Raw genomic sequence first — 23,002 nt, 5'->3', positions numbered from 1 at the left:
CATGGCCGCCAACTGGCAGATCTCGGCGGGCGGAGCCGAGCGCGTCGAACTGAAGCCGTCCGGTACGGCGGAAGCGCCCGGCCCCAGCCTCGGCGAACTGCAGTTCACCGTCACCAACAACGGCCCCGTGGAGGATCGTGCCGTCTTCGAGATCGTGCCCGGCGACGGCGCACAGAAGACCTGGTTCACCGTCGGCGAACCCCTGCTGCCGGTGCCCGCCGGGAAGTCGGTGCCGTTCCTGACCAAGATCATGGTGCCGGCCGGCACCCCGGCCGGGCCGTTCTGGCTGCAGGGCCGGGTCTACTCCGCCGACACCGCACCGGAGGAGAGCTCCCGGCTCAGCGAACGGATCACCGGCACCGTGCCGCCGACCATGATCAAGAAGTCGAGGCCGTGGTGGCTGATCGCCGTCGCCGCGCTGATCGTCATCGTCCTCGGCGTGGTCGGCTGGTTGGTGTTCCGGCCGGGTGCCAAGGCTGCCGTACCGGAACTGACCGGGCTCACCCAGGACGAGGCGGTGGCACGGCTGAGCGAGTCCGGGCTGGCCCTCGGCCAGGTCCAGCGCCGCCATCAGGCCGGCTCCGAGCGGAGGATCGTCGGGCAGTCGCTCGCCGCCGGGGCGGCCGCCGAGCCGGGCTCGGCCGTCGACGTGATCATCACCGTGCGGCTGACCGCGCCGAAGCCGCTCTCGCCTCCGCACCACCAGCAGTTCCCCGCGGGTACGGAGACGCCGCCGCTGCAATGGGAACCGGTGCCGGACGCCGGCGGCTACAACGTGCGGCGGGAACGCGAGATCTGCAACAAGGGGATCAACTTCGACTGCCGGTTCCAGGTGATCACCAACGTCAACGTGACCGACCCGACCTGGCTGCCCGGCGCCGAGAAGCCGCCGCCGCTGCGGTTCCCGGCCGAGGCCACCGGCCTGGTCCGCTGGCAGGTGGCCGCGCTGGACGACTTCAAGGACCCCGGGCCCAGCTCCGCCGTCTTCGAATACGTGATCGCGACGCCGTGACATGAGCACGAGTCAGAAGGTGGCCCTGGGGATCCTGATCTTGATCGGGCTGTGCTTCGTCGCCGCGATGATCCTTCCCGGCGGCTCGGGCTCCGGCACCCCGGGCGAGACCGAGCAGGCGGCCGGTCCGTTCCGGCTGCTCCGTCCCGAACCTCCCTCGGTGGACCGCTCGCAGCTGACCTCGGGCTGCCTCGAGGGCGACCAGTTGATCTTCACCGGGACCTGCACGCTGACCGTGGCGGCGGGCGATGCGGCGACGCTGCGGACGGTCCGGCTGAGGTCGGCCCAACCACTCGCGGTCGACGCGCCCGCACCCCGGACCGAGGAGCTGCGGATCGAGGCCGACCTCGACCCCGGACAGGAACTGCTGATCGCCGTCGACGAGTCCGGGGCCGAGATCGAGCTCGGCTGTGGCGCGCTCGGCGGCTGCGTCGTCCGGGTGTCCTGAGGATCGGGGGCCGAGACGATGGACAAGCTGCGACTGCCGTTCTTCATCCTGGCGATCGTCGCCGCCGTCCTGATCGTGCTGGTCGAGGTCGGCTCTCCCCTGCTGCTCGGCGGCGACGCCGCCGGCCCGGCGCTGCGGGCCGAGGCGATCGCCCGCGGCGGCACCCCGTCCGATGTCTCCGGCATCGAGGAGCCGCCCGGCCGCGGCCTCGGCCACCTCGCGCTGGTCGACGTGATCATGCTCTACACGGTGCTGCTGATGGGAGCCGGCCTGCTCGTGCCGGACCGGCTGCACGGCCGGCTGCAGGGACTGCTGACCTTGATCGGCTCGATCGTGTTGATCATCGTCGCGTTCCTGTTCGCGATCATCGCCTTCGTCGAACTGTTGATCATGATCGCACTGTTCTTCGCCACGCCGTTCGGCACCATCGCCTATCTCGCGCTGTGGGGCTTCTTCCCGCGCGGCGACGCGGCCGTACTGCTGTCCCTGCTGATGTTCCTCAAGCTCGTCTTCGCGGTGCTGCTGGTGCTGGCCCAGCAACGGTTCCTGCAGAACAAGGGTCTGGTGCTGCTGATCCTCACCTCGCTGCTGTGCAACGTGATCCTGGCCTTCCTGCACGGCCTGGTACCGATCGTGCTGGTCAGCATCGTCGACGACCTGGCCGCCGTGATCTTCGCGGTGATCGCGATCGTCTGGGGACTGATCCTGCTGATCGGGTCGATCCCGGCCGTGATCAAGGCGATCCGGGTCACCGTCAGTCGCTGATCACGCCGCTGCCAGTGCCCGGTCCAGCGCGTCGACCAGCGGCGCCGTGACGTCGGCCGAGCCGACCGGCCCGAAGGTGGTCAGGAAACTGACCGTGTTGCCGAACCGGAGCACCCGGACCCGGTACCACCAGGAGTCGGCACCACCGCCGCCGCCTCCCGACGCGATCCCGTACGCCAGCTGGCGGTCCGGCAGCGGTGGCGGGTCGACGCCCAGCCGGCCGATCGGGGTGTCCCGGCAGGACTCGTCGACCAGGGCCGACCCCGCGTCACCGAACCGGCTGCCGGCCACCTCCGGCGACTCCAGCACCAGGACGACGACGGTGACCCAGGCGCGCCCGTCCGCGGCCCGGCCGGCCGCCTCGACGGACGGGACCGCACCGTCCCGGTCCCGGCCGATCGGCGCCTGCAGCGCGATGCACCGATCGTCCGGCGAGCCGGCCAGTGGGGCCTCCTCGGTCAGCCGGACCTGCAGCTCGGTCAGGTCCAGGGTCTCGACCGCTGCCCGTACCTGAGCTTGATCGAGCTGCCGGTTCCGGGCCTGCCAGTGCGGCCTGGCCAGCAGCAGGCCGGCCGCCAGGGCCGCGACCAGCAGGATCGCCAGCGCCGGCAGGAACCACGGCCGGCGCCAGAACGGCGGCCGGACCCGGCCGAGGTCCAGCCACTCCGCCGACCCCTCACCCGCCCGGCCCTGCTCCACGGTCATCTCCCCATGCTGCACGCCTGCCCGCGCTGCCGCCAGCCCGCCCGCGCAACTCCTCCGCCGGAAGCGCCGAGTGGACCCGAAGGGCAGCCTCGGCTACGGGAACCGCGCCTGTTCCGTCCGCTCGACGCGCCGGAGCGCTGCGGGAGCGACGTGGAGGCGTCCCACCGGTCGGCGGTTCTCGCAACTCAGCGCAGCCGGCTCAGGTACGCCGACTTCTGCTCGGTCCGACGTACCCTGCCCGGCCCAGGACCTCCAGCCGTCACGGTTCCTCGCCGGATCGACCGGTCACTTGTGCAGCGACACGCCGCGAAAACGGCTGCTTTGGTGACTGGTCGGCCGAGGGTTGGGGGTCAGCAGATCAGGCCCTGTTTGCTGCGGGCGGAATGCGCGGTCGGGTCGAGACCGATCCAGCGCGGGTCGACCTCCTCGGTGGCCCGCTGGTAGCGCGAGTCCGAGGACAGCCGGATCCGGTCCGCGTTGTTGTCCAGGCCGAGGTGGACGGTGAAGATCGTGAACGTGAGCAGGTCGCCGGCCCGGTAGTCGGCGGTCCGCCAGCGCAGTCCGTGCGTCCTGCCGAAGCCGGCCGGGTCGCGGGTCAGCACGCCGTCCCAGGTCAGGCCGTCGGTCGCCGCGATGGTGGCGGCTTGATCATCGTCCTCGCAGTAGGTGTCGACGTCCCGGCTGCCGTACCCGTCGATGATCTCGTCCAGCCGGTGCGAGCCCTCCAGCACCGCCACCCCGCCGAGCGCGCGGTCGATGTCGCCCAGCGGGGTCCAGGCGGTCATCAGGTCGAGCGTCCCGCGGTTCATGAACACGCTGTCCATGTGCGGCGGCGTGGCCTTCCCGGGCGGCACCGCACGGAGCCAGGTGTAGTCGAAGTGCCGTACATCGGCGTCGAAGATCCGGTGGTACAGGTCGGCCATCCGGTCGCCGTACAGCAGCGCCTGCAGCGGCTCACTGTCCCGGGCCGCCTCGTGCAGCGACCACGGCCGGTAGTCCTCGGCCGGGATCGCCAGGTCCGGGTCGGTGTCCGGTCGCAGCGCGCCGCCGTCGGCCAGCGCGCCGAGGATCGATGCGCGCGCGGCCCGTACCTCGTCCCGATCGAGATAGCCGGGCAGGAACAGGTAACCGTCGGTGCCCAGCCGGGCCCGCAGTTCGTCGGCGTCGTCCACCGCGTCGGCCGAGGACCGGAGCGGCCCGACCTCCAGCGGTGCACCCTGAGCGGTGATCATCGGTTCGGTTGAGCTGATCATGAAACGACGCTAACCCGGCCGCGGCGCCCGTCGTTGTCCGGATTGACCTCGTCACTTGCAGTTCCTGGCACGGCCCGCGACCGCCACGTACCCTTTCCTCCCATGAGCGCCGGCCCGCAGCTGCGGTTCCCGCACCCGCTGCTGCTGCCACGGATCGGCCGGATCTCGGTGACCGGTCGGGTCCCCCGCACCAAGGCCTGGCCGGCCGACCAGCCACTGCGGACCCTGGGCAGCTATGCGGTGGTCTACCTGCTCGCGGGCGAGGGTCGCTACGTCGACGCCACCGGCCGGAACCGGCACGTCGGCACCGGCGATCTGATCTTGATCTTCCCCGACCTGCCACACCGGTACGGGCCGCCGCCGGGCGAGTTCTGGGACCACCTGTACGTGGTCTTCGACGGCCCGGTGTTCGATCTCTGGCGGGCGAACGGGCTGCTGGACGACAGCCATCCGGTCCGCCATGTCGCCCCGGTGCAGCACTGGACGCGGCGGTTCGCCGAGCTGGTGTTCCTGGACGAGGCGACCACGCCCGGCGCGGTGCTGCAGGACATCGCCCGGCTGCAGTTGCTGATCGCGGACGCGCTGGCCGCTTCCACGGCCGACGGCCCGGGCAGCACCGATGATCAACTGTGGCTGGCCCGGGCCACCGCCCTGCTGGCCTCCGACCTCGGCAACCCCGACTCGCTGCCCGATGTCGCCGCGACCCTCGGCCTGTCCTACGACGGGTTCCGCAAGCGGTTCCGGCGGCTGGCCGGGGTGACGCCGGCCCGGTATCGCAGCCAGCGGCGACTGGACCGGGCCTGCGAGTTGATCATCGCCGGTGATCAGACCGACCGGGAGATCGCCGCCAGGCTCGGCTTCGCCAGCGAGTCGCACTTCTCGCACCGGTTCCGGCAGCTGATCGGCAGTTCGCCGCGCGAATTCCGGGCCGCCGCGGCGGCGAGCGGGATGTCCGGCGCCGACCGTCCGGTCAGGCGTCGGCCGCGGTGAGCACTCCTGCCTCCTCGATCGCGGTCTCCGGCGCGGTCCGGTCGATGTGGCCGATCGCACGCCGCCCGGCCACCAAGACCACGACGGCGATGATCATCGCCGCGGCACCGAACCAGTACGGGCCGCCGGCCCCGAGATGGGCCGCGATGGTCCCGGCGACGGCCGGCGCCAGCGCGCCGCCGAAGAACCGGATCCCGGAGTACGTCGACGAGGCGACCTGCCGGGGCAGGTCGGTGGCCAGCATCACCGACTCGGTGAGCACGGTGTTCATCACGCCGAGGAACAGCCCGGCGACGATCACGCCGACCACCAGCAGCACCAGGCTGGCCGAGCCGAGTGCCATCAGCACCAGGTCGGCCCCGAGCAGTGCCAGCATCGCGTAGAGCACCGGCTGCCGACCGAACCGGCGGGTCAGCGGCGGCGCCACGAAGACCGAGGTGACCGCGACGCAGAGACCCCAGCCGAAGAAGACCAGACCCAACTCGTGGGCACCGAACTCGGCCACCCCGGCGGCGTGCGCGGCCGCCTCCAGCGGGAACGGGCTGTAGGCCAGCAGGGAGAAGAAGCCGAAGTTGTAGAAGAGGGCGCCGATCCCGAGGGTGAGCAGTGCGGGGTGCCGCAGCGCCGCGAAGGTCGCGGTCAGCCGGACCGGCTCCGGACTGGCCGGGCTGCGGCCGAGCAAGATCAGCAACGCGATCAGGCCGAGCGCCATCAGCACCGCGGTGCCGAAGAACGGGCCGCGCCAGGACACGCTGCCGAGGGCCCCGCCGAGCAACGGGCCGGTCGCGATGCCGAGGCCGAGTGCGGCCTCGTACAGGATGATCGCGTTGTCCACGCCCCCGCTGGCGGCACCGACGATGGTGGCCAGCGCGGTGGAGATGAAGAGCGCGTTGCCGAGACCCCAACCGGCCCGGAACCCGATGATCATCCCGACCCCGTCCGACGCACCGGCGGCGGCCGCGAAGATCACGATCAGGGCCAGCCCGATCAGCAGCGTCTTCTTGGCGCCGAGCCGGCTGGACACGAAGCTGGTGAAGAACATGGCCAGGCCGGTGATCAACAGGTAGCTGGTGAACAGCAGCATCGCCTCCGACGGCGTCGCGCCGAGCTCATGGCTGATCGCGGGCAGGATCGGATCGACCAGGCCGATCCCCATGAACGCGATCACACACGAGAACGCGACAGCCCAGACGGCCTTGGGCTGTCGCAGGATCTGGCTGAACCCGGCTGCTGAATGGGTCCTGCTCACCTGGCGGCTCCTTCGAGGTTCGGGGTCTGATTCCACAGCCAGGATACATAGCTAAGCTAAGTTTCTCAAGCTGCCAAGCGCACTGAGGGAACGTGATCGACCCGGCTTCCTAGACTGCGGCCATGATCACGACCGAGCTGACCGATCCGATCGGGGTCCGGGTCACGCCGGACCGACCGTCCGGCACCGCGGTGCTGGTGCTGGCCGGGTCCAGCGGGCGGGTCGAGACGGCGCGGGCCGAGTTGCTCGCTCATGCGGGCGCGGTGGCGGAGAGCATCCGCTGGTTCGGTGGACCGGGCCAGCAGCCGGGGCCGTGGGAGGTGCCGGTCGAGCTGTTCCAGGACCGGGTCGCCGACCTCCGTACCGTCGCCGACCGGATCGTGATCCTGGGTACGTCGTTCGGCGCCGAGGCCGCCCTGGTCACGGCGGCGCACACCCCGGAGGTCGACGCGGTGATCGCGTTCGCGCCGACCGACGTGTTGTGGGCCGGCATCCGGTCGGACGGCGGGCAGACCTCACACTGGACGCTGGCCGGCGTGCCGCTGCCGTACCTCCCGTTCGTCGAGGACTGGCGACCGGACACCGATCCGCCCGCCTACCGCGACCTCTACCGGGGCTCCTGGGAGCGCGCGGATCCCGAGCGCCGCGCCGCCGCGACCATCCCGGTGGAACGGATCCCGCAGGTGCTGCTGGTGACCGGCGGCGACGACCGGGTCTGGCCCTCGACCGACCACGCCGGCCGGATCGCCGAGCGGCGCCGTTCGGCCGGCCTGGAGACCATGATCATCTCCGCCCCGGCTGCCGGCCACCGCACCGTCCTGCCCGGCGAGCCGATCGCCACCGGCGGTCAGGCGATGGCCCGCGGCGGCACCCCGGCAGCGGACGCCGCCCTCGGCGCGCAGGCCTGGCCCGAGATCATCGACCTGCTCGGCCGGCCCGGCGCAGTTTTTCACGTCCCGTGAAAAACCGTCGCTTTACCAGGGCTACTTCTCTGGTAAAGCGGCAGGAAACCTGGTGAAGCGGGCCGGCCGGATTGGTCACCGGACCGTCAACTCAGAGGTTGTCGGTGGCGAAGGTGTCGCAGGTCTGCGGGTCGCCGGATTCGTAGCCGGTGGTGAACCAGCGGACCCGTTGGGTGCTGGAGCCGTGGGTCCAACCGTCGGAGTTGCTGCCGGAGAGGCGGTCGTCACCGATCGCCTTCGCGGTGGTGATCACGTCGGCGATCTGGTCCTTGGTGATCGGCTCCAGCATGGCGTCGGGGCCGTCGTCGGCCCGGTTCGCCCAGACGCCGGCATAGCAGTCGGCCTGCAGCTCCAGCCGGACCGAGCCGGACTTCGCGCCCTTGGAGCCCATCCGCCGGGCCTGCTGGTCCGCGCCCAGCAGATGCTGCACGTGGTGGCCGAACTCGTGCGCGACCACGTACTCCTGCGCCAGCGGTCCGTTGCTGCCGCCGAGCTGCTGCTGCAGGGTGTCGAAGAAGCTGGGGTCGAAGTACGCGGTCTGGTCCGCCGGGCAGTAGAACGGGCCCACCGCCGAGGTCGCCGAACCGCAGCCGTCGGTGTCGACCGAGCCGGCGAAGATCACCGTCTGCGGACGCTGGTAGCCCGACACCAGACCGGGCCAGACCTTGTTCAGGCTGTTCGTGGTGGCCACGATCCGGCACACCGTGTCCGTGTTCGCCTTCTCGATCGTGCAGCTCTGGATCTGCCGATCGATCTCGTCGCTGCCGCTGCCGCCGGTGCCGACATCCTCCGTCGGGAAGCCACCGGCGCCGCCGAGGATGTCGGCCGGGTTGATGCCGAAGACCAGCGCGGCGATCACGACGACCACCAGGCCGACTCCGCCGCCGATCGCCACCCGGCCGCGTCCGCCGCCGCCGCGGCCGGACACCCCGCCGGTGTCCAGCGGACCGTCACTTCGGAACGTCATGACGAGAGCGTACGGCTTTCCGGCGACCTGATCGTGGATCGTTCAGTCGTTCCAGCCGGCCAGCCCGGGTTTGTCGGGCAGCGGGTAGCAGCCGTCGACCAGGGAGATCGGGCTGTCCTCGGGCAGCAGGCCGCTCTCCACGTAGATCGTGTTCGGCAGCGCGGCCAGGACGTGGATGTGCGCGCCGCCGCCGTGCGAGGCGTACGGGATGTTGAACCCGGCCGCCATCAGGCCGATCTCGAAGCAGTCCGTGACGCCGCCGGCCCGGCGCAGGTCGGGCTGCACCACGCCGACCCCGCCGCGCTCGATCAGGTCGCGGAAGGCGGCCTGCCCGTAGCGGTTCTCACCGGTCGCGATCGGCAGGTCCAGCTTCTCGGCCAGCCGGATGTGCCCGGCGGTGTCCGCGGCGGGCAGCGGCTCCTCGAACCAGCGGCAGCCCAACTGCTCGTACGCCCGGCCGCGGCGCAACGCCTCGCCGTAGTCGAACGCCTGGTTGGCGTCGACCATCAGCGCCGCGTCGTCGCCGATCACCTTGCGCACGGCACCGACCCGCTCCAGGTCCTCGCTCAGCGGGCCGCCGCCGACCTTCACCTTGACGCCGCGGAAGCCCTGCTCCATCGCCTTCGCGCTGACCCGCTCCAGGCCGGGGATGTCCAGCTCCAGCCAGCCCACCATCGCGTACGTCGGGATCGCCGAACGCTGCGCGCCGAGCAGGCGCCAGACCGGGACCCCGAGCGCCTTGCCCTGCAGATCCCAGAGCGCCTGGTCGATCGCCGCCATCCCGAACGTGGAGAGGCCGGGCGTGCCCTGGTAGTCGGTCAGCGTGCGCAGCTGGTCCCGGATGCCGCGGATGAACGCCGGGTCCTCGCCGATGATCACCGGGGCCAGCTGCCGCTCGATGATCATGGCCAGGACGGCCGGCGAGTGCTCCTCGCGGCCGAAGTAGATCCGGCTCCGGCCGGACACACCCTCGTCGGTCTCGATCGTCACGGTCGTCTGCCCGTTGCGATCCAGCAGCTGGATCGCGTCCCGTACCGGATGGTCCTTCGCCTCCGAGGTGATCGACACCTCGACCTTGGTGATCTTCATCAGCCCTCCCCGGCCAGGATCGCGTTCACCTGATCACGGACGCCGCCGAGTGCCTCGGCCGCCGTGCGCTTGCCGCTCCAGACGTCGTCCAGCACCGGCCGGTAGACGCCGCGTGCCTGCTGGATGTATTCGCTGAAGTTCTCGTTCACCGCGTGCTCCAGCGCCTCGATCGCGACCGGCAGGTTCTCCGGCGCCTTGTCGTCCGGCTCGAACAGCCCGCCGGCGCTCTTGCTCACCGGGATGAAGCCGCGCGACTTCGCGAAGTCGGCCGACGCCTCCTCCCCGACGCAGTACTTGAGGAACTCCCACGCCTGGTCCGGATTCTTGGAATCCTTGGGGATCGCGAGCACCGTCATCGTGTTCACCGTGGTCCGGCTGACCTTCTTCGGCACCGGCCGGATGTCCCAGTTGACCGTCGCGTTCTCGCGCAGCCACGGCACGCTGCTGGTCAGCGCCAGCATCATCCCGACCTTGCCGGTGCCGAGCTGGCTCTGCTGCCAGTTCGGCGTGTTCTCGCCGGCGGTGATCGTCGCGAAGTCCGGATGCACCTTGTGCTTCAGCGCAAGATCGGCGACCCACTGGACCGCCTCGAGACCTTGATCCTCGGCCAGCGTGAACCGGGTGCCGTCCTTGGAGTAGATGCCGTCGCCGCCGTTGCTGGTCGGGAAGACCGTCTCCAGCGAGGTGTCCGGGAAGACCAGGCAGCCGAAGCGCTCGCCGGGCCGGTTCAGCTCCTTGGCCGCCGCGAGGAAGTCGTCCCAGGTCCAGCCGTCGTCCGCCCAGTCCGTGCTGGGCAGGTCGATCCCGGCCTCCTCGAACGCGTCCACGTTGACGTAGATCACGCCCGGGTTGGTCATGATCGGCCAGGCCGCATGGGCACCGTCGGGCTGCTTGGCGAAGTTGAACGCCACCGAGTAGTAGTCGGCGTCCTTGATCCCGTCCTTCTCCAGGTACGGCTTCAGGTCGAGCAACGAGCCTTCCGCGTAATAGCCCTTGACGTAGTCGTCGTTGATCCTGATCAACTCGGGCGGTGCCCCGGAGGCCAGCACGGTGCGCAGCTTCGCCTCGAAGTCGTCGCCGCCGGGCACGTTCTGCAGGTCCAACTGGGTGCCGGCCTGCTCGGCCCACTTCGTGGCCACGTTGGCCAGCGGCGAGCCCGAGGCGGCATCCCAGGTGAGGAAGGAGAACGTACCGTCACCGCCGGACGGGCCGCCGCTGCAGGCGGTCAGGGAACCGCCGAGCAGGCCCGCACCGGCGGCGGCGCCGAGGCCGAGCAGTGATCGGCGGCTGAAGGCTGAACTGGTCATGGTGTGAGTCCTTTCGACCGGGCGGAGCCCGGCCATGCGCGGATCGTGATCACGCCGTCCGGAGACGTGCGACGACGTCGTCGTCCAGTTCGACACCGAGTCCGGGCAGCTCGTGCGGCGTGATCACGCCGTCGACCGGGAGCAGCGGATTGGTCCAGATCGGGGTGTCGTCGAGGATCGGGTTGTGCTCGATGTTGTATTCCTGCGGGTAGACGCAGGCCGGGGTGCTCACCCAGACATGCGCGTGGGCCGCGGTACCGACCGTCTGCTGCGTGTTGTGCACGGTGATCGGCTTCGTGTACGTGTCGGCCAGCACCGCGATCTTCTTCAGCTCGGTGATGCCGCCGCACTTGATCACGTCCGGCTGCAGGATGTCGACCCTGCCGGTCGTGATCAGGTCACGGAACTGCCAGCTGCTGTACTCCTGTTCGCCGACCGCGATCGGGATGTCGACCGCGTCGGCCAGCCGTCCGTACGCCTCGTAGTCGTGGGCGGCGAGCGGTTCCTCGAAGTGCCAGACGCCGAGCTCCTCCAGCGCCCGCGCGATCTTGAGCGCCGTGTGCGGGTAGTACGCGTTGTTGACGTCGACCATGATCGGGAAATCGTCGCCGACCAGCTCCCGGACCGCGGTGACCGTCGCGATCGTCTGGTCGAACCCGTCGTCGTGCATCCACGGCGTGGCCGAGTGGATCTTGTAGCCGTGGAAGCCCTTCTCCTTGTACGAAAGCGCCCGCTCGGCCTCCTCGGCCGGCGTCATGCTGCGCGACATCGAGCTGGCATACACCTTGGCGCCCGGGCGGTACTTGCCGCCGAGCAGCTTGTAGACCGGCTGCCCGGTGGCCTTGCCGAGCAGGTCCCAGAGCGCGATGTCGATCCCGGCGATGGCGTTCAGCTGGGCACCGCTCGGGCCGAGCTTGAACGGCTTGGTGTACAGCCGCCGCCAGAGCCGCTCGATGTCGGTGGCCTCCTCGCCGACCAGCAGCGGCCCGAGGGCCGCCGTGATCATCGTGTGGGTGACGGCGGCGTTCATCGGACTGATCTCGCCGAGGCCGACCAGGCCCTCGTCGGTGTGCACCTTGACGAAGTGCAACCGGCCGAGCAGCACGATCGACTCGACTTCGGTGATGATCATCGGGTGGTCACCCTTTCAGGCCGGACATGGTGATGCCCTGCACGAAGTAGCGTTGCGCGACGAGGAAGATCAACAGCGGCGGCAGGATGGTCAGGGTGGCCGCCGCCATCATCAGATTGGTCTGAGTGAAGTACTCGCCGCGGAACAGCGCCAGCGCGATCGGCATCGTCTGCAGCCGGGTCGAGTTGAGGAAGATCAACGGGCCGAACAGGTCGTTCCAGGAGGCCATGAACGTCATCACGCCGACCGCCGCCAGGGCCGGCTTGACCTGCGGCAGCATGATCCGCCAGAAGATCCCGAACGTGGAGGCGCCGTCCAGCTTGCCGGCCTCCTCCAGTTCCATCGGAACGCCGCGGAATGCCTGCCGGAGCAGGAAGGTGCCGAACACCGGCGTCAGCACCTGCGGCACCCAGAGCGGCAGGTGGGTGTCGATCCAGCCGAGCTCGCGGAACAGCATGTACTGCGGCACGAGGTAGACCATGCTCGGGATCATCGCCGTGGAGAGCAGCAGCGCGAACGCCGCGCCCTTGAAGGCGAAGTCCAGGCGGGCGAAGGCGTACCCGGCCATCGAGGCGAACAGCAGCAGGAAACCCACGTTCAGGGCGGCCAGCTTGACGCTGTTGAGGAAGTACGGCAGCAGGCCGTCGGCCGCCTGTGCGTAGTTGCTCCACAGCCAGGTCGACGGGAACAGCGTCGGCGGCGACTGCAGCACCTCGTTCTCCGGCTTCAGCGAGGCGCTGGCCATCCAGATCAGCGGAGTCGCGAAGACGACGGCCAGCACGACGAGCACCAGGAAGATCACGACCCGCCGGGTCAGGTGACGCCGCGGCCGGCGCCGGACGGCGGTCTCAGTTGTCATAGTGCACCCACCGCTTCTCGCCCTTCCACTGGATGAAGGTGATCACCGCGATGATCGCGAACAGCACCCAGCCCATCGCCGAGGCGTAGCCGAGCCGGCCCTCGCCGAAGGCGGCGCTGTAGATCTTGTAGATGAAGACCTGGGTCGCGTTGTTCGGCCCGCCGGAGGTCATCACGTAGATGATCCCGAAGACCTGGAACGACGAGATGAACTGCACGATGGACAGGAAGAACAGGTTCGGCGTCAGCAGCGGCAGGGTGACCGACCAGAACCGGCGCCAGGCCGAGGCGCCGTCCACCGTCGCGGCCTCCAGGATGGAGCCGTCGATGGCCTGCAGCCCGGCCAGCAGGATCACCATCGGATAGCCGACGCCCTGCCAGATCGCCACGATGATCACCGCGATCAGGGCCGTCCTGGTGTCCGACAGCCAGGCCGGTGCCGGCAACCCGACGCCCTTCAGGATCGCGTTGATCAGGCCGTTGTTCGGTTCGTACAGCCAGAACCAGACGAAGCCGATCGCCACGACGTTGGTGATCGCCGGCGAGTAGTAGAGGGTCCGGAACAGCCCGACCCCGACCACCTTCTGGTTGCAGAGCACGGCCAGGGCCAACCCGATCGCGATCGAGGCGACCACGACGGCGACCGTGAACAGCGCCGTGTGCCAGAGCGAGCGGTAGAAGTCGGCGTCGGCGGTGAACAGCCGGACGTAGTTCTCCGCGCCGAGGAACTTCGGCGTACGGAGTCCGGTCCAGTTGGTCAGGGAGACGCCGAGCGAGGCGATCACCGGCGCGATCTGGAACAAGATCACGCCACCGATGACCGGGCCGACGAACAGCCAGCCGGCGAGGTTCTGGCGTCTCGGGCGCGCCCGCCGGCGCGCCGCCCGAGGTTCCGACGCGATCGTCTCTGGTCGCATCACTGTGCTGGTCATGATGCCTGCGACGGCTCCTCACGATCCCGATGATCTTGGTCGAAGGCCTTGCGCAACCGGGACCTGGATGCGGTCAGGTGTGCGGTCATCGCCTCGGTGGCGCCGGCTGCGTCCCGGGTCCGGATCGCGGTGATGATGCGGTCGTGCTCGGTGAGCGCGTCCTCGGTGACCGAGGAGTCGCGCAGCAGCCGGAACAGCTGCAGATGGGCGTGCAACTTGGCGAAGATCTCGCTGAAGTAGCCGTTGCCCGTCGCGCCGATCAGCGCCCGGTGCAGTTCGGCGTCGGACCGGGCGAACGCACCGTAGGACAGTTCGCCGGACTCGTAACCGGTCCGCATCTCCTGGGCCAGGCCGGTGATCGCCTCGAGCTGACCGCGCTGGTGCCGGGCCGCGGCCAGGCCGGCGCAGTACGGCTCGATCAGGAAGCGCGCCTCGAACAGCTCCTCGAAGCGCTCCGGGGACAGACGCGGTGTTGCCGAATATCCGATCAGATGCTTCTTCTCCACCAGGTCTTCGGCCTCGAGACGGAGCAGCGACTCGCGCACCGGAGTCTGCGAGACCTCGAACTGCCGGCTGATCGCGTCCACCCGGATCCGCTGACCCGGCTCGATCTCGCCGTCGATCAGCATGGCCAGCAGGCGCTCGTACACGCGATCGCTCATGCTGGTCCGTTCGGCGCGGTCGTCGCCCATATCGCCTCCTTGCTGGTCGCGCGGCCCCGGGTCAGTCCCCGGAAGATCGCTTGCTGATCGTATCTGATCTGATTTATGGTGACAACGGTTTCTGATCAAGATCCGATCAGCCAGAAAGGGCGATCGTGCTGATTCCCCTCGCGACGGCGCGGGCCGTGGCCACCGAGGTCCTCGTCGGCGCCGGCGCCACCGCTCGTCACGCCGACCAGCAGGCCGCGGTGCTGATCGACGCCGAGGCACGCCGGGTTCCCTCGCACGGCCTGCTGCGCCTGCCCCGGCTGGTCCGCCGAATCGCGAACGACGTCGCCGATCCCCTGGCCTGCGGCCGGCACGCGTGGGTCTCCCCCAGCTATCTCACGGTCGACGGCGAGCGGGGCCTCGGACCGCCGGTCGCGCTGCACGCCCTCGACGCGGTGATCACCGCGGCCGACCGGCACGGCATCGCGGCGGTGTCGATCACCAACAACAACCACCTCGGCATGCTCGGCTACTACGCCCGGGTCGTCGCCAGGCGCGGCCTGGCCTGCATCGCCATGACCACCAGCGAGCCGCTGGTCCATCCGTGGGGCGGCAGCCGGGCCATGATCGGCACCAATCCGTTGGCGATCGGTGTTCCGGCCGAACCGCAGCCCCTGGTGCTCGACATGGCCACCTCGATGATCTCGATGGGCCGGGTCCATGATCACGCCCGGCGCGGCGTCCCGTTGGAGCCGGGCTGGGCCCTCGACGCCGAGGGCCGGCCGACCACCGACGCGAGCGCCGCCATGCACGGCTCGCTGGCCCCGTTCGGCGGCCCGAAGGGGTACGCGCTCGGGCTGGCTCTCGGTGCCGTCGTCAGCTTCGTCACCGGGTCCGCGCCCGACGTCGACGTCCGCGGCACGCTCGACGACGACCAGCGCAGCGGCAAGGGCGATCTGTTCGTCGTGATCAAGGGCGCCCAGCATCCGGTGACGGCGTTCCTCGATCAGATCCGGGCGACGCCGCCGACCGACCCGGAGCGTCCGGTGACCGTGCCGGGCGACGGCGGCGAGTCGCGGGCCGCGGCGGCGCGGGCCACCGGGATCGACCTCGACGACGGGCTGTGGTCGGAGCTGCTGGCGCTGCGTCCGTCGCCCGCCCCGACCGCAGGATCAGCCAGCCGAGGAAGTGAGGAAACGTGTCGACTGTGAGTCCCGGACTGTTGCGGGCACCACGTTCGGTGATCTTCGGACCGGGCCAGCGCTCCACGCTGGGCCGTCAGGTCGCCACGCTGGGCAGCACCGCCCTGATCTGTACGGATCGCCGGCTGGCCGGCTCCGCCGAGCTCCGTTCCATGATCGACGATCTTGCCGATCACGGCGTGACGGCGGCGGTCTGGTCCGAGACCGAGGCCGAGCTGCCGAGCGAGAACATCGCCGCCTGCCATGAGGCGATGACCGGCCGCGGCATCGACGTCGTGGTCGGGGTCGGCGGCGGCAGCTGCCTCGACATGGCCAAGGCGGTCGCCCTGATGCTGGCCCACGGCGGCCCGCTGGAGCGCTACTACGGTGAGTACGCCGTGCCCGGCCCGGTGCTGCCGATCGTCGCCGTACCCACGACGGCGGGGACCGGTTCGGAGGCGACCCCGGTCTGCGTGCTGACCGACGCCCGGCGCGAGCTGAAGACCGGGATCTCTTCCCCGGAACTGATCCCGACCATCGCGATCTGCGATCCCGAGCTGACCGTGTCCTGCCCGACCGCGCTCACCGCCAGCGCCGGGGCCGACGCGCTGTCGCACCTGGTCGAGTCGTTCACCGCGGTCCGCCGGCCGGCCTCGGCACTCGGCGAGCGCCGGGTCTTCATCGGCAAGAACGCGATCAGTGATCATTACGCGCGGTGGGGCCTGCAGCTGATCGGCAAGGCGCTGCCTGCCGCCGTCGAGGACCCGGCGGACCTGGCCGCCCGGGCCGACACGATGCTCGCCGCGAACGCGGGCGGGTTCGCCCTCGGCGTCGCCGGCACCGCGGCCGCGCACGCCCTGCAGTATCCGCTCGGGGCGATCACGCACACGCCGCACGGGGTCGGGGTCGGCGTCCTGCTGCCGTACGTGATGCGGTTCAACGCACCGGACCGGGTGGCCGAGTTCGCCGAGATCGGCACCCTGCTCGGCCAGACGGCCGACTCCGAACGGGAACTCGCGATCAAGGGCATCGAGGCCGTCGACGCGATCCTGGCCAAGATCGGGATCCCGAAGACGCTGGCCGATCTCGGCCTGACCGAGGACCGGCTGGACTACGTCGCCGAACAGGGCCTGGTCTCCAAACGACTGGCCGAGAACAACCCGCGCCCGCTCGACCTGGACGCCATGCGGCAGCTCGTGCAGGCCGCCCACCACGGCGACCGCACCCTGCCGTTCTGATCGTGATCTTGAAGGAGCTCCGTTGACCGATCCCACCCTGCGCCGCGACTCCTACATCGACGGCGAGTGGCGCGCCGCCGGCGACGGCGCCCGGTACCCGGTGTACGACCCGGCCGACGGCTCGGTGATCACCGAGTTCGCCGCGGCGACCGTCGAGGACTGCCTGGCGGCCGTCGAGGCCGCGGAACGGGCCAGGCCCGGGTGGGCGGCCCAGGCACCGCGGGAGCGGTCGGAGATCCTGCGCTCCGCGTTCGAACTGCTGACCGCCGAGGCCGAGACGATGACCGAGTTGATCATCGCCGAGAACGGCAAGGCCCATGCCGACGCGAAGGCCGAGGCCGGCTACGCGATCGAGTTCTTCCGCTGGTTCGCCGAGGAGGCGGTCCGGGTGGGTGGCGACTACCGGCTCGCCCCGGCCGGTGACAAGCGGATCGTCGTGACCCAGCAGCCGATCGGGGTCTCGGTGTTGATCACGCCCTGGAACTTCCCGGCGGCGATGGCCACCCGCAAGCTCGGCCCGGCGCTGGCGGCCGGTTGTCCGGTGATCGTGAAGCCGGCCGCCGAGACGCCGCTGACCGCCGCGTACGTGGTCGACGCGCTGGCCCGGGCCGGCGTGCCGCGCGGCGTGGTCAACCTCGTCACGCCCGAGCCGCCGGGGCCGGCGGTGGCGGCGATGCTGCACCACGAGGCCGTACGGAAGCTGTCGTTCACCGGCTCGACCGAGGTCGGCCGGGAGCTGCTGCGGCAGTCGGCCGACCAGGTCGTCGACGCGTCGATGGAACTCGGCGGCAACGCGCCGTTCCTGGTGCTGCCCGGCGCCGACGTCGACGACGCCGTGGCCGGCGCCATGATCGCCAAGATGCGCAACGGCGGCGCCGCCTGCACCGCCGCGAACCGGTTCTACGTCCACCGATCGCTGCTGGACGAGTTCACCAGCAAGATCACGGCGGCGATGAGCGAGGTACGCCTCGGGCCCGGGCGCGACCGCGGCAACACCCTCGGCGCGCTGGTCTCCGGCGTCGAGCGGGACAAGGTCGCCGGGCTGGTCGACCGGGCCGTCGCGGACGGCGCCGAGTTGATCATCGGCGGACCGGGCGACGGCGTGGGAGCCTTCTACCGGCCGACGGTGCTGACCGGCGTCCGGCACGGCACCGAGATCACCACCACCGAGATCTTCGGCCCGGTGGTGACGATCATCGGCTTCGACGAGATCGACGAGGCGATCACCCTCGCCAACGACACGATCTTCGGCCTGATCTCCTACGTGTACGGGGAACGCGGCCAGGCCCTGGCCGTCGCCGAGCGGCTCGACTCGGGCATGGTCGCCGTCAACCGGGGCGTGGTCAGCGACCCGGCGGCGCCGTTCGGCGGGATGAAGCAGTCGGGCCTCGGCCGCGAGGGCGGCTTTGCCGGCATCGAGGAGTTCCTCGAGACCAAGTACATCGGCCTCTGACCCCGAGGCAAGCGAGTAGGCGGACCGCGCCCATCCGTCCTCGGGGCTGCCCCCTCACAGACGCCTTGCCCCGGGCCGGCGCAACGAGGAACGACCGACGGTCAGCGGAAGCCGGCCTGCCATCGTCGAGACCCGGTCCCATCCTCTGCCCGGCGGGAGCGTGCGTTTCTCCACCGGGGTCGAGGAACGTACACACCACCACAACCCGGGGTTCGCGGGTTCTCACACCCTCGAGAACCTGCCCGTCCGTTCGGGCGCGCGCCATCCGCGCTCAAGATCGACCGGTCACGAGTGCAGCGACACGCCGTCCCTTCGACAAGCTCAGGACGGGCGTCACGCCTGCTTTTGTGACCGGTCGGCGGATTGTTTTGGGGTCAGGCGATAGAGGCCCATTCGGGGCCGGTCTCGGCGAGTTTGTCGTCCAGCTTGGCGAACAGGGGTTCCGGCTTCGCCAGGGGGCGGCCGACGGGCAGCGGCACCGACTCCCAGCGGGCCTGCTCGCTCGCGTAATCCCCCATCAGCACCGGATAGTCCGGGCCGCCCTCCTCCTCGACCGTACGGATCTCGGGCTGCGCGGCCCACACTCCCTCGCCGCCGAGCGCCTCGTGCACCCGCTGCGCCGAGTGCGGCAGGAACGGGGTGAGCAGCGTGTTCGCGTCGGAGACCACCTGCAGCGCGGTGTGCAGGACGGAGTCGCGGCGGACCGGGTCGTCCTTGAGCTTCCACGGCTCGGCCTCGGAGAGGTAGCGGTTGGCCTGGGTGACGATCCGCATCGCCTCGCTGCTGGCCTGCTTGAACCGGCTCCGCCGCAGCGCGTCGCCGACGATCCCGAACGCGGCCTGGGACTCCTTGAGCAGTTCATGATCACGATCACGAAGATCATCGGCGGCCGGCACCGCGCCGACGTAGCGGTGCGCCATGGAGATCGAGCGGTTGATCAGGTTGCCCCACTCGTTGGCCAGTTCCGAGTTGGTCCGGCGGACGAACTCGTCCCAGGTGAAGTCGGCGTCCTGGTTCTCCGGGCCGGCGACGGCGATGAAGTAGCGCAGGGCGTCCGGGCCGAAGTCGCGCAGGAAGTCGCCGACGTAGATCACCTTGCCGCGGCTGGTGGAGAACTTCGAGCCGCTCATGGTGAGGAACTCGCTGGACACCACCTCGCTGGGCAGGTTCAGGGTGCCCATCGGCCCGACCTGGCCACCATGATCACCGGCACCGTTCTGGCCGAGCAGCATGCCCGGCCAGATCACCGAGTGGAAGACGATGTTGTCCTTGCCCATGAAGTAGTACGCCAGCGCCTCCGGGTCGGCCCACCACTTCTGCCACGCGTCCGGATCGCCGATCCGGCGGGCCCATTCGACCGACGCCGACAGGTAGCCGATCACCGCGTCGAACCAGACGTAGAGCCGCTTCATCGGTTGATCACGCCAACCGTCCAAGGGAATCGGCACGCCCCAGTCGAGATCACGGGTGATCGCCCGCGGCCGCAGTTCGGAGAGCAGGTTCTGGCTGAACCGGAGCACGTTCGGCCGCCAGTCGGTCCGGGTCGCCAGCCAGCTGCCGAGCGACTCGGCCAGCGCCGGAAGATCGAGGAAGAAGTGTTCGGTCTCGACGAACTTGGGCGTCTCGCCGTTGATCCGGGAGACCGGATTGATCAAGTCCGCCGGGTCCAGCTGGTTGCCGCAGTTGTCGCACTGATCACCGCGCGCGCTGTCGTACCCGCAGATCGGGCAGGTGCCCTCGATGTAGCGGTCCGGCAGCGTCCGGCCGGTCGACGGGCTGACCGCGCCGAGCTGGACCTTCGGCACCACGTAACCGTTGTCGTACAGGCCGGTGAACATCTTCTGCACGACGTCGTAATGATTGAGCGTCGTGGTCCGGGTGAACAGGTCGTAGGACAGCCCGAGGCCCTGCAGGTCCTCCACGATGACTCGGTTGTACTTGTCGGCCAGCTCGCGGGTGGTGAGCCCCTCCGCCTCGGCCTGGACGGAGATCGGCGTGCCGTGTTCGTCGGTCCCCGACACCATCAGCACGTCGTGCCCCGACATCCGCATGTAGCGGGAGAACACGTCGGAGGGAACGCCGAATCCGGAGACATGACCGATGTGCCGCGGGCCGTTGGCGTACGGCCAGGCCACGGCGGTCAACACGCGAGAACTCATAGCGGTCACCCTATTGCAGCGCCGCGACTGGCATTTCGGACCGCCTCTGGCATGATCGTGCGATGAGCGGTCAGAACCTCGATTGGGAGGCGCTTCGGCAGGCGGCGCGGGCGGCCTGCGAGCACGCGTACGCCCCGTACTCGAACTTCCCTGTCGGAGCCGCCGCCCTGGTGGACGACGGCCGGATCGTGTCCGGCTGCAACGTCGAGAACGCCTCCTACGGCGTCGGTCTGTGCGCCGAGTGCGGCCTCGTCTCCGCGCTCGCCGCGACCGGCGGCGGGAAGCTGATCGCGTTCGCCTGTGTGAACGGGCTCGGGGAGCCGCTGATGCCCTGCGGGCGGTGCCGTCAGCTGTTGTACGAACATGCCGCGCCGGATTGCCGCTTCGACACCCCGTCCGGTATCAAGACCATGGACCAGGTCCTCCCCCAGGCCTTCGGTCCCGCCGACCTCGACCATCTGAGGAGCTCTACGTGACCCTTGACCTCGACCTGCTGCGGCGTGCCCCGAAGGTCTCTCTTCATGATCATCTCGACGGCGGGCTGCGGCCGCAGACGATCATCGAACTTGCCGCCGAGATCGATCATCCGCTGCCGACCTCGGACGCCGACAAGCTGGCCGACTGGTTCGAGGAGTCCTGCACGTCCGGCTCGCTGGTGCGCTACCTCGAGACGTTCGACCACACGATCGCCGTGATGCAGACCGCGCCGGCGCTGCGCCGGGTGGCGGCCGAGTTCGTCGAGGACCTGGCCGCCGACGGCGTCGTGTACGGCGAGGCCCGCTGGGCGCCGGAACAGCACGAGCAGCAGGGACTGACCAAGGAACAGGCGATCGAGGCCGTCCGGGACGGCATCGCCGAGGGCATGGCGACCGCCCGCGCGGCCGGCCGGCCGATCGAGGTGCGCCAGCTGGTCACCTCGATGCGGCACGCGACGCCGACGCTGGAGATCGCCGAGCTCGCCGTGAAGTACCGCTACGACAGCGTGGCCGGCTTCGACATCGCCGGCGCCGAGGACGGCTACCCTCCCTCGCGGTTCAAGGACGCGTTCGACTTCCTGCGGCAGAAGAACGCCCACTTCACCATCCACGCCGGCGAGGCGTTCGGGCTGCCGTCCATCTGGGAGGCGGTCCAGCTCTGCGGGGCGCACCGGCTCGGCCACGGGGTACGGATCGCCGACGACATCACCTTCGACACCGACGGCAAGCCGGTGCTCGGCGAACTCGCCTCCTACATCCGGGACGAGCGGATCCCCCTCGAACTGTGCCCGTCCTCCAACCTCCAGACCGGCGCTGCGGCTTCGATCGCCGATCACCCGATCGGCCTGCTCACCGACCTGCGGTTCCGGGTCACCGTGAACTGCGACAACCAGCTGATGAGCCGGACCACGCTGAGCCAGGAGTTCCGGCTGCTCAGCGAGGCGTTCGGCTACGACCTGGCCAAGGTGCGCTGGTTCACGATCAACGCGGCGAAGAGCGCGTTCCTGCCGTTCGATCAGCGGGGTCACTTGATCGAGAACGTGATCAAGCCCGGGTACGCCGAGCTCGGCGTGTGATCCGGCCCGTCCACCTGGACGCCCACCACGTCCGGCTGTCGGCGTCCGGCAGCACCGCCGCGTACCCACGGGTCGAGGTGCTCCCGGACGGCCGGCTGGCCGCCGCGGTGACCTACGACGTCGCCTGGGACTACTTCGTCGGCGGCCGTTGGACCGTGCTGGTGTCCGACGACGGCGACCGCTGGGAGTCCTGCGACGATCCCTCCCTGCCGTTCAACTGGCCGGGGTCGTCGACCCGCGAACGCCACGATCGGGCGGCCCTCGTACGGCCCGACGGCACCTGGCTGGCCACCGGGGTCGTCGGCTGGCAGGCCTGGCCGGAGGGCGACGGCGCGCGGGCCCGAGCGGAGGGACGCTACGTCACGCCGACGGCTCCGCCGGGCCTTCCCGGAACGATCGGCGTGGGGACCAACACGCTCTTCGTGCAGAAGTCGGCGGATGGCGGTCGCAACTGGACCCGCCGGGAGGTCGACCTGCCTTCCGCCGGCTGGACGTTGGGCCTACCCCGCAACCTCGTCCTCGCGGACGGCACGGTGCTCCTGCCGGCCCGGCAGCGGTCCCGGGACGCTCAGCGAGGCCAGTTCCTCGTCATCCGGGTGACCCCCGGCGAGCCGGACCGCATCCGGGTCCATCCGGTCCCGCGCGACCTCGACGGCGTCACCGGCAGCGAAGCCGCCCTGGCCGACCTGGGCGCGGATCGCGTCCTCATGCTCATGCGCGCCGACGCCGCCCGCGGTGGGGACGGCCGGCTGCTGGCGAGCCACTCCGAGGACGGCGGCCGCAGCTGGACGCTGCCGCTGGCGACCGACCTCTGGGGCCGGCCGCCGCACCTGCTCACCCTGGCCGACGGACGGCTGCTCGCGACGTACGGACACCAGCGGCAACCGTTCGGGATCATGGCCGCGCTCAGCACCGACGGCGGCGAGACCTGGGATGTGGAACGTCGACTGCTGCTGGCGGTCGATGATCAGCCCGAGCAGGAGGTCGGCTACCACCCGATGACGGTGCAGCTCGCCGACGGCTCCCTCTACACCTGCTACTACCGGCTTCGCCACGGCGTGAGCGAGGCCCACGCCGTCCGTTGGAGCCTGCCGGCCTGA

General features: G+C 70.1%; 22 protein-coding genes. 11 read left to right on the top strand and 11 right to left on the bottom strand.

Going from position 1 to position 23,002, the window contains the following annotated elements; all coding sequences use genetic code 11:
• Position 1: 1 nt before the first annotated feature.
• Genes AC6CCG_RS04495 through AC6CCG_RS04485 form a run of 3 tightly spaced genes read left to right on the top strand, consistent with a single transcriptional unit; the run spans position 2 to position 2,225 of the window.
• Entirely contained in the window at positions 2-1,012 is a 1,011-nt protein-coding gene (locus tag AC6CCG_RS04495) for a PASTA domain-containing protein (protein WP_496653268.1), read from the top strand.
• 1 nt (position 1,013) lies between these two features.
• Positions 1,014-1,460, top strand: coding sequence for a hypothetical protein (locus AC6CCG_RS04490; RefSeq protein ID WP_496653266.1), 447 nt, complete (start codon positions 1,014-1,016; stop codon positions 1,458-1,460).
• 18 nt (positions 1,461-1,478) lie between these two features.
• A complete protein-coding gene (locus tag AC6CCG_RS04485) occupies positions 1,479-2,225 on the top strand; it encodes a hypothetical protein (RefSeq protein WP_496653264.1) in 747 nt (248 codons plus the stop codon).
• On the opposite strand, the gene AC6CCG_RS04480 is transcribed toward AC6CCG_RS04485, so the two are convergent.
• A complete protein-coding gene (locus AC6CCG_RS04480) occupies positions 2,226-2,930 on the bottom strand; it encodes a hypothetical protein (protein WP_496653263.1) in 705 nt (234 codons plus the stop codon).
• A 350-nt stretch (positions 2,931-3,280) separates the two neighbouring features.
• Positions 3,281-4,183 carry a phytanoyl-CoA dioxygenase family protein gene (locus AC6CCG_RS04475; RefSeq protein WP_496653262.1) on the bottom strand — a complete coding sequence of 301 codons (903 nt, stop codon included), beginning with the start codon at positions 4,181-4,183 and terminating at the stop codon, positions 3,281-3,283.
• A 102-nt stretch (positions 4,184-4,285) separates the two neighbouring features.
• Between AC6CCG_RS04475 and AC6CCG_RS04470 the strand changes: the two genes are divergently transcribed.
• A complete protein-coding gene (locus AC6CCG_RS04470; protein ID WP_496653261.1) occupies positions 4,286-5,173 on the top strand; it encodes a helix-turn-helix transcriptional regulator in 888 nt (295 codons plus the stop codon).
• Here AC6CCG_RS04470 and AC6CCG_RS04465 read toward each other — a convergent pair.
• On the bottom strand, positions 5,154-6,422 hold the full coding sequence (locus AC6CCG_RS04465; RefSeq protein WP_496653259.1) for an MFS transporter: 1,269 nt from the start codon (positions 6,420-6,422) through the stop codon (positions 5,154-5,156). The genes AC6CCG_RS04470 and AC6CCG_RS04465 overlap by 20 nt on opposite strands.
• A 122-nt stretch (positions 6,423-6,544) precedes the next feature.
• Between AC6CCG_RS04465 and AC6CCG_RS04460 the strand changes: the two genes are divergently transcribed.
• The gene (locus tag AC6CCG_RS04460) at positions 6,545-7,384 is read left to right on the top strand and encodes an acyl-CoA thioester hydrolase/BAAT C-terminal domain-containing protein (RefSeq protein ID WP_496653257.1); all 840 of its coding nucleotides are present in this window, start codon (positions 6,545-6,547) and stop codon (positions 7,382-7,384) included.
• Positions 7,385-7,475: 91 nt separating this feature from the next.
• Here AC6CCG_RS04460 and ypfJ read toward each other — a convergent pair whose 3' ends face one another.
• Genes ypfJ through AC6CCG_RS04425 form a run of 7 tightly spaced genes read right to left on the bottom strand, consistent with a single transcriptional unit; the run spans position 7,476 to position 14,361 of the window.
• A complete protein-coding gene (gene ypfJ / locus AC6CCG_RS04455) occupies positions 7,476-8,351 on the bottom strand; it encodes a KPN_02809 family neutral zinc metallopeptidase (protein ID WP_496653255.1) in 876 nt (291 codons plus the stop codon).
• Between the two features lie 42 nt (positions 8,352-8,393).
• Positions 8,394-9,440 (bottom strand): mandelate racemase/muconate lactonizing enzyme family protein, encoded by a 1,047-nt coding sequence (locus AC6CCG_RS04450; protein ID WP_496653253.1) that lies wholly within the window; start codon positions 9,438-9,440, stop codon positions 8,394-8,396.
• Positions 9,440-10,747 carry an extracellular solute-binding protein gene (locus AC6CCG_RS04445; RefSeq protein ID WP_496653251.1) on the bottom strand — a complete coding sequence of 436 codons (1,308 nt, stop codon included), beginning with the start codon at positions 10,745-10,747 and terminating at the stop codon, positions 9,440-9,442. Before AC6CCG_RS04445 ends, AC6CCG_RS04450 begins: the two co-directional genes overlap by 1 nt.
• Before the next feature lie 49 nt (positions 10,748-10,796).
• Positions 10,797-11,879, bottom strand: a complete 1,083-nt coding sequence (locus AC6CCG_RS04440) for a mandelate racemase/muconate lactonizing enzyme family protein (RefSeq protein ID WP_496653249.1) — start codon at positions 11,877-11,879, stop codon at positions 10,797-10,799.
• 7 nt (positions 11,880-11,886) lie between these two features.
• Complete coding sequence (locus AC6CCG_RS04435; protein WP_496653248.1) at positions 11,887-12,738, bottom strand: carbohydrate ABC transporter permease; 852 nt, start codon at positions 12,736-12,738, stop codon at positions 11,887-11,889.
• Positions 12,728-13,669: a carbohydrate ABC transporter permease gene (locus tag AC6CCG_RS04430; protein WP_496653246.1), complete on the bottom strand. Its 942-nt coding sequence runs from the start codon at positions 13,667-13,669 to the stop codon at positions 12,728-12,730. The genes AC6CCG_RS04435 and AC6CCG_RS04430 overlap by 11 nt, the downstream gene beginning before the upstream one ends.
• The gene (locus AC6CCG_RS04425) at positions 13,666-14,361 is read right to left on the bottom strand and encodes a GntR family transcriptional regulator (RefSeq protein WP_496653244.1); all 696 of its coding nucleotides are present in this window, start codon (positions 14,359-14,361) and stop codon (positions 13,666-13,668) included. The genes AC6CCG_RS04430 and AC6CCG_RS04425 overlap by 4 nt, the downstream gene beginning before the upstream one ends.
• A 125-nt stretch (positions 14,362-14,486) precedes the next feature.
• On the opposite strand from AC6CCG_RS04425, the gene AC6CCG_RS04420 reads away from it, so the two are divergent.
• The 3 genes from AC6CCG_RS04420 to AC6CCG_RS04410 are packed head-to-tail and all read left to right on the top strand — an operon-like array spanning position 14,487 to position 18,191.
• On the top strand, positions 14,487-15,530 hold the full coding sequence (locus AC6CCG_RS04420; RefSeq protein WP_496653242.1) for an Ldh family oxidoreductase: 1,044 nt from the start codon (positions 14,487-14,489) through the stop codon (positions 15,528-15,530).
• Complete coding sequence (locus AC6CCG_RS04415) at positions 15,518-16,738, top strand: iron-containing alcohol dehydrogenase (RefSeq protein ID WP_496653241.1); 1,221 nt, start codon at positions 15,518-15,520, stop codon at positions 16,736-16,738. The genes AC6CCG_RS04420 and AC6CCG_RS04415 overlap by 13 nt, the downstream gene beginning before the upstream one ends.
• Before the next feature lie 22 nt (positions 16,739-16,760).
• Positions 16,761-18,191 (top strand): NAD-dependent succinate-semialdehyde dehydrogenase, encoded by a 1,431-nt coding sequence (locus AC6CCG_RS04410; protein ID WP_496653240.1) that lies wholly within the window; start codon positions 16,761-16,763, stop codon positions 18,189-18,191.
• A gap of 374 nt (positions 18,192-18,565) precedes the next feature.
• Here the strand turns inward: AC6CCG_RS04410 and metG are convergent, their stop codons facing one another.
• Positions 18,566-20,350, bottom strand: a complete 1,785-nt coding sequence (metG, locus tag AC6CCG_RS04405; protein WP_496653238.1) for a methionine--tRNA ligase — start codon at positions 20,348-20,350, stop codon at positions 18,566-18,568.
• A 62-nt stretch (positions 20,351-20,412) separates the two neighbouring features.
• Between metG and AC6CCG_RS04400 the strand changes: the two genes are divergently transcribed.
• The 3 genes from AC6CCG_RS04400 to AC6CCG_RS04390 are packed head-to-tail and all read left to right on the top strand — an operon-like array spanning position 20,413 to position 23,002.
• Complete coding sequence (locus AC6CCG_RS04400; protein WP_496653237.1) at positions 20,413-20,826, top strand: cytidine deaminase; 414 nt, start codon at positions 20,413-20,415, stop codon at positions 20,824-20,826.
• The gene (locus AC6CCG_RS04395; protein ID WP_496653235.1) at positions 20,823-21,902 is read left to right on the top strand and encodes an adenosine deaminase; all 1,080 of its coding nucleotides are present in this window, start codon (positions 20,823-20,825) and stop codon (positions 21,900-21,902) included. Before AC6CCG_RS04400 ends, AC6CCG_RS04395 begins: the two co-directional genes overlap by 4 nt.
• Entirely contained in the window at positions 21,899-23,002 is a 1,104-nt protein-coding gene (locus tag AC6CCG_RS04390; RefSeq protein WP_496653234.1) for an exo-alpha-sialidase, read from the top strand. Before AC6CCG_RS04395 ends, AC6CCG_RS04390 begins: the two co-directional genes overlap by 4 nt.

The sequence above is a fragment of the Microlunatus sp. YIM B11417 genome (assembly GCF_059617205.1).
This window is presented reverse-complemented; position numbering and strand designations above follow the sequence as displayed.

Bases quoted from the DNA above. Each gene is read 5' to 3' on its own strand.
- AC6CCG_RS04495 (WP_496653268.1), top strand. From the start codon at position 2: ATGGCCGCCAACTGGCAGATCTCGGCGGGCGGAGCCGAGCGCGTCGAA.
- AC6CCG_RS04490 (WP_496653266.1), top strand. From the start codon at position 1,014: ATGAGCACGAGTCAGAAGGTGGCCCTGGGGATCCTGATCTTGATCGGG.
- AC6CCG_RS04485 (WP_496653264.1), top strand. From the start codon at position 1,479: ATGGACAAGCTGCGACTGCCGTTCTTCATCCTGGCGATCGTCGCCGCC.
- AC6CCG_RS04480 (WP_496653263.1), bottom strand. From the start codon at position 2,930: ATGACCGTGGAGCAGGGCCGGGCGGGTGAGGGGTCGGCGGAGTGGCTG.
- AC6CCG_RS04475 (WP_496653262.1), bottom strand. From the start codon at position 4,183: ATGATCAGCTCAACCGAACCGATGATCACCGCTCAGGGTGCACCGCTG.
- AC6CCG_RS04470 (WP_496653261.1), top strand. From the start codon at position 4,286: ATGAGCGCCGGCCCGCAGCTGCGGTTCCCGCACCCGCTGCTGCTGCCA.
- AC6CCG_RS04460 (WP_496653257.1), top strand. From the start codon at position 6,545: ATGATCACGACCGAGCTGACCGATCCGATCGGGGTCCGGGTCACGCCG.
- ypfJ (WP_496653255.1), bottom strand. From the start codon at position 8,351: ATGACGTTCCGAAGTGACGGTCCGCTGGACACCGGCGGGGTGTCCGGC.
- AC6CCG_RS04450 (WP_496653253.1), bottom strand. From the start codon at position 9,440: ATGAAGATCACCAAGGTCGAGGTGTCGATCACCTCGGAGGCGAAGGAC.
- AC6CCG_RS04445 (WP_496653251.1), bottom strand. From the start codon at position 10,747: ATGACCAGTTCAGCCTTCAGCCGCCGATCACTGCTCGGCCTCGGCGCC.
- AC6CCG_RS04440 (WP_496653249.1), bottom strand. From the start codon at position 11,879: ATGATCATCACCGAAGTCGAGTCGATCGTGCTGCTCGGCCGGTTGCAC.
- AC6CCG_RS04435 (WP_496653248.1), bottom strand. From the start codon at position 12,738: ATGACAACTGAGACCGCCGTCCGGCGCCGGCCGCGGCGTCACCTGACC.
- AC6CCG_RS04430 (WP_496653246.1), bottom strand. From the start codon at position 13,669: ATGACCAGCACAGTGATGCGACCAGAGACGATCGCGTCGGAACCTCGG.
- AC6CCG_RS04425 (WP_496653244.1), bottom strand. From the start codon at position 14,361: ATGGGCGACGACCGCGCCGAACGGACCAGCATGAGCGATCGCGTGTAC.
- metG (WP_496653238.1), bottom strand. From the start codon at position 20,350: ATGAGTTCTCGCGTGTTGACCGCCGTGGCCTGGCCGTACGCCAACGGC.
- AC6CCG_RS04400 (WP_496653237.1), top strand. From the start codon at position 20,413: ATGAGCGGTCAGAACCTCGATTGGGAGGCGCTTCGGCAGGCGGCGCGG.